Annotated in this window: 2 tRNA genes and 3 rRNA genes; all 5 read left to right on the top strand. The window is 50.3% G+C overall.

What is annotated here, in order from left to right:
• The first annotated feature begins 278 nt into the window (after positions 1 to 278).
• The 5 genes from IXC47_RS19130 to rrf all read left to right on the top strand — a co-directional run bounded on the left by IXC47_RS19130 (position 279) and on the right by rrf (position 5,538).
• Positions 279 to 1,811 (top strand): 16S ribosomal RNA (locus IXC47_RS19130).
• 122 nt (positions 1,812 to 1,933) lie between these two features.
• Positions 1,934 to 2,010, top strand: a tRNA-Ile gene (locus IXC47_RS19125).
• 22 nt (positions 2,011 to 2,032) lie between these two features.
• Positions 2,033 to 2,108 (top strand) — tRNA-Ala (locus IXC47_RS19120).
• Between the two features lie 304 nt (positions 2,109 to 2,412).
• Positions 2,413 to 5,285: ribosomal RNA gene (locus IXC47_RS19115) — 23S ribosomal RNA — on the top strand.
• Between the two features lie 140 nt (positions 5,286 to 5,425).
• Positions 5,426 to 5,538: ribosomal RNA gene (rrf, locus tag IXC47_RS19110) — 5S ribosomal RNA — on the top strand.
• Together the 16S, 23S and 5S rRNA genes with 2 tRNA genes alongside form the textbook arrangement of a ribosomal RNA operon.
• The last annotated feature ends 53 nt before the right edge of the window (positions 5,539 to 5,591 follow it).

Genomic DNA, 5,591 nt, shown 5'->3' with positions numbered 1-5,591 from the left:
ACATAATCTCGCTTCTCTGCTGCTGACGAACAAAACGATTCGCAGCGACGCAAACGACGCAAGTTGATAGCGAAGCAGAACAGGTTCTTTAAAAATTAACAGCCGATAAGTGTGGGCGTTTAATGGAAGCGCGGCAGTGAATTTATTCGCTGTCATAACTTTAAACATTAAATGCTCACAAAGAAATATAGATACTTTCAGAAATGGAAGTACCTGTCAGTATTTTGAGTGAGCGACCGGTTCGAAAGAACCTGGCAGCAATGCCAAAAACAGAGATTGAACTGAAGAGTTTGATCCTGGCTCAGATTGAACGCTGGCGGCATGCCTTACACATGCAAGTCGAACGGCAGCACGGGAGCTTGCTCCTGGTGGCGAGTGGCGAACGGGTGAGTAATATATCGGAACGTACCCTAGAGTGGGGGATAACGCAGCGAAAGTTGCGCTAATACCGCATACGATCTACGGATGAAAGTGGGGGATCGCAAGACCTCATGCTCATGGAGCGGCCGATATCTGATTAGCTAGTTGGTGGGGTAAAGGCCTACCAAGGCATCGATCAGTAGCTGGTCTGAGAGGACGACCAGCCACACTGGAACTGAGACACGGTCCAGACTCCTACGGGAGGCAGCAGTGGGGAATTTTGGACAATGGGGGCAACCCTGATCCAGCAATGCCGCGTGAGTGAAGAAGGCCTTCGGGTTGTAAAGCTCTTTTGTCAGGGAAGAAACGGTGAGGGCTAATATCCTTTGCTAATGACGGTACCTGAAGAATAAGCACCGGCTAACTACGTGCCAGCAGCCGCGGTAATACGTAGGGTGCAAGCGTTAATCGGAATTACTGGGCGTAAAGCGTGCGCAGGCGGTTATGTAAGTCAGATGTGAAATCCCCGGGCTCAACCTGGGAATGGCATTTGAGACTGCATGGCTAGAGTGTGTCAGAGGGGGGTAGAATTCCACGTGTAGCAGTGAAATGCGTAGAGATGTGGAGGAATACCGATGGCGAAGGCAGCCCCCTGGGATAACACTGACGCTCATGCACGAAAGCGTGGGGAGCAAACAGGATTAGATACCCTGGTAGTCCACGCCCTAAACGATGTCTACTAGTTGTCGGGACTTAATTGTCTTGGTAACGCAGCTAACGCGTGAAGTAGACCGCCTGGGGAGTACGGTCGCAAGATTAAAACTCAAAGGAATTGACGGGGACCCGCACAAGCGGTGGATGATGTGGATTAATTCGATGCAACGCGAAAAACCTTACCTACCCTTGACATGTACGGAACCTCTGAGAGATTAGAGGGTGCTCGAAAGAGAGCCGTAACACAGGTGCTGCATGGCTGTCGTCAGCTCGTGTCGTGAGATGTTGGGTTAAGTCCCGCAACGAGCGCAACCCTTGTCATTAGTTGCTACGAAAGGGCACTCTAATGAGACTGCCGGTGACAAACCGGAGGAAGGTGGGGATGACGTCAAGTCCTCATGGCCCTTATGGGTAGGGCTTCACACGTCATACAATGGTACATACAGAGGGCCGCCAACCCGCGAGGGGGAGCTAATCCCAGAAAGTGTATCGTAGTCCGGATTGTAGTCTGCAACTCGACTACATGAAGTTGGAATCGCTAGTAATCGCGGATCAGCATGTCGCGGTGAATACGTTCCCGGGTCTTGTACACACCGCCCGTCACACCATGGGAGCGGGTTTCACCAGAAGTAGGTAGCCTAACCGCAAGGAGGGCGCTTACCACGGTGGGATTCGTGACTGGGGTGAAGTCGTAACAAGGTAGCCGTATCGGAAGGTGCGGCTGGATCACCTCCTTTCTAGAGTTTGCGTGAAAGTTAAGCGTCCACACTTATCGGGCTGTTAGTAAGAAAAGAACAGTGAATGTCGGCAGTGCGCAGGCAGTAATGCTTGTGCGGTGTTGGTTGGTACTGATCCAAACGGGTCTGTAGCTCAGTTGGTTAGAGCACCGTGTTGATAACGCGGGGGTCGTTGGTTCGAGCCCAACCAGACCCACCAAGAAATACGTAGTACCGGTTTCGGGGGTTTAGCTCAGCTGGGAGAGCACCTGCTTTGCAAGCAGGGGGTCGTCGGTTCGATCCCGTCAACCTCCACCAAGATGTCAAACCTAAGTTGATCTGCATGAAAGTGTAGACGTGATTTAGGTTTGATCTTTTAGATAGATCATTGGCTGTTTTTGTTCTTTAACAATTTGGAAGAAGTAAAGATTTATTGGTGCAAGCCAATGATGCGTAAGCATTGTTAGTTTGTGCTGATGGGTTGTGATTGTATCAAATCAAATAGTATTGACGATCAGCTGCTCGCAAGGGCAGTCCAGTGTCAATACAGCAAACACGTAGTACTTGTTTGCCTTATAGCCGTCTTTTAAAAGCGCAAGCGATTAAGAGGCTAACGTTATAGGGACAAGCGAATAAGTGCACATGGTGGATGCCTTGGCGATATCAGGCGATGAAGGACGTAGTAGCTTGCGATAAGCTGCGGGGAGCTAGCAAACAAGCTTTGATCCGCAGATTTCCGAATGGGGAAACCCGGCCCTCTGGGTCATCACTCACTGAATACATAGGTGTGTGAAGCGAACGTGGCGAACTGAAACATCTAAGTAGCTGCAGGAAAAGAAATCAACCGAGATTCCCAAAGTAGTGGCGAGCGAAATGGGAACAGCCGCAAGTTTTAGCATCAGATATAGTGGAATGCTCTGGAAAGTGCAGCCATAGAGGGTGATAGCCCCTTACACGAAATATGTGGTGTGGAACTAAGCTTGCAACAAGTAGGGCGGGACACGAGAAATCCTGTCTGAACATGGGGGGACCATCCTCCAAGGCTAAATACTCGATATCGACCGATAGTGAACCAGTACCGTGAGGGAAAGGCGAAAAGAACCCCGGAAGGGGAGTGAAATAGATCCTGAAACCGTGTGCATACAAACAGTAGGAGCGGACTTGTTCCGTGACTGCGTACCTTTTGTATAATGGGTCAGCGACTTACATTCAGTGGCAAGGTTAACCGTATAGGGAAGCCGTAGAGAAATCGAGTCCGAATAGGGCGTCCAGTCGCTGGGTGTAGACCCGAAACCAAGTGATCTACTCATGGCCAGGTTGAAGGTGCGGTAACACGCACTGGAGGACCGAACCCACTAATGTTGAAAAATTAGGGGATGAGCTGTGGGTAGGGGTGAAAGGCTAAACAAACTTGGAAATAGCTGGTTCTCTCCGAAAACTATTTAGGTAGTGCCTCAAGTATCACCATCGGGGGTAGAGCACTGTTATGGCTAGGGGGTCATCGCGACTTACCAAACCATTGCAAACTCCGAATACCGATGAGTGCGAGCTTGGGAGACAGACGTCGGGTGCTAACGTCCGGCGTCAAGAGGGAAACAACCCAGACCGCCAGCTAAGGTCCCAAAGATTGGCTAAGTGGAAAACGAAGTGGGAAGGCTAAAACAGTCAGGAGGTTGGCTTAGAAGCAGCCATCCTTTAAAGAAAGCGTAATAGCTCACTGATCGAGTCGTCCTGCGCGGAAGATGTAACGGGGCTAAGCCAGTCACCGAAGCTGCGGATATGCGTAAGCATATGGTAGGAGAGCGTTCTGTAAGCCTGCGAAGGTGTCTTGTAAAGGATGCTGGAGGTATCAGAAGTGCGAATGCTGACATGAGTAGCGATAATGGGGGTGAAAAGCCTCCACGCCGTAAGCCCAAGGTTTCCTGTTCAACGTTCATCGGAGCAGGGTGAGTCGGCCCCTAAGGCGAGGCAGAGATGCGTAGCTGATGGGAAGCAGGTTAATATTCCTGCACCGTCGTTAGATGCGATGGGGGGACGGATCGCGAAAGGTTGTCCGGGTGTTGGATGTCCCGGTTACTGTGTCATAGAAGGCTGTTAGGCAAATCCGGCAGCGTAATTCAAGGGCACGGGACGAGCGAATTTATTCGCGAAGCAATCGGAAGTGGTTCCAAGAAAAGCCTCTAAGCTTCAGTCTAACGAGACCGTACCGCAAACCGACACAGGTGGGCGAGATGAGTATTCTAAGGCGCTTGAGAGAACTCGGGAGAAGGAACTCGGCAAATTGGTACCGTAACTTCGGGATAAGGTACGCCCTTGTAGTTTGACTACTTTACTGTAGAAGGACGAAGGGGTTGCAATAAACTGGTGGCTGCGACTGTTTAATAAAAACACAGCACTATGCAAACACGAAAGTGGACGTATATGGTGTGACTCCTGCCCGGTGCTGGAAGATTAAATGATGGGGTGCAAGCTCTTGATTGAAGTCCCAGTAAACGGCGGCCGTAACTATAACGGTCCTAAGGTAGCGAAATTCCTTGTCGGGTAAGTTCCGACCTGCACGAATGGAGTAACGATGGCCACACTGTCTCCTCCCGAGACTCAGCGAAGTTGAAATGTTTGTGATGATGCAATCTACCCGCGGCTAGACGGAAAGACCCCATGAACCTTTACTGTAGCTTTGCATTGGACTTTGAACCAATCTGTGTAGGATAGGTGGGAGGCTTTGAAGCGGGGACGCTAGTTCTCGTGGAGCCATCCTTGAAATACCACCCTGGTTTGTTTGAGGTTCTAACCTTGGTCCGTTATCCGGATCGGGGACAGTGCATGGTAGGCAGTTTGACTGGGGCGGTCTCCTCCCAAAGTGTAACGGAGGAGTTCGAAGGTACGCTAGGTACGGTCGGACATCGTGCTAATAGTGCAATGGCATAAGCGTGCTTAACTGCGAGACTGACAAGTCGAGCAGGTACGAAAGTAGGACATAGTGATCCGGTGGTTCTGTATGGAAGGGCCATCGCTCAACGGATAAAAGGTACTCTGGGGATAACAGGCTGATTCCTCCCAAGAGTTCATATCGACGGGGGAGTTTGGCACCTCGATGTCGGCTCATCACATCCTGGGGCTGTAGCCGGTCCCAAGGGTATGGCTGTTCGCCATTTAAAGTGGTACGTGAGCTGGGTTTAAAACGTCGTGAGACAGTTTGGTCCCTATCTGCCGTGGGCGTTGGAAATTTGAAGGGGGCTGCTCCTAGTACGAGAGGACCGGAGTGGACGAACCTCTGGTGTACCGGTTGTCACGCCAGTGGCATTGCCGGGTAGCTAAGTTCGGAAGAGATAACCGCTGAAAGCATCTAAGCGGGAAACTTGCCTTAAGATGAGATTTCCCAGAGCCTTGAGCTCTTTGAAGGGTCGTTCGAGACCAGGACGTTGATAGGTCAGGTGTGGAAGTGCAGTAATGCATTAAGCTAACTGATACTAATTGCCCGTACGGCTTGTCCCTATAACCTTAGCAGGTGTAGGCTTACAAGTAGCGTGTGTGATTTGATGATCACAACCAGTAATACAAAATTTACTTCTTCCAGATTGGGTTATTTGCTCAAGTCAGCAACAACGACTTAGCAGGTAACTTTACAAGTTATGCCTGATGACCATAGCGAGTTGGTACCACCCCTTCCCATCCCGAACAGGACCGTGAAACGACTTTGCGCCGATGATAGTGCTGCAACCAGTGTGAAAGTAGGTCATCGTCAGGCTTTTATTTAGAAAACCCTTCAGTAGAAATACTGGAGGGTTTTTGCTTTGCGCG

Origin of the sequence: Herminiimonas contaminans (assembly GCF_015645465.1) — a bacterium.
Lineage (GTDB): Bacteria > Pseudomonadota > Gammaproteobacteria > Burkholderiales > Burkholderiaceae_D > Oxalicibacterium > Oxalicibacterium contaminans.
This window is presented reverse-complemented; position numbering and strand designations above follow the sequence as displayed.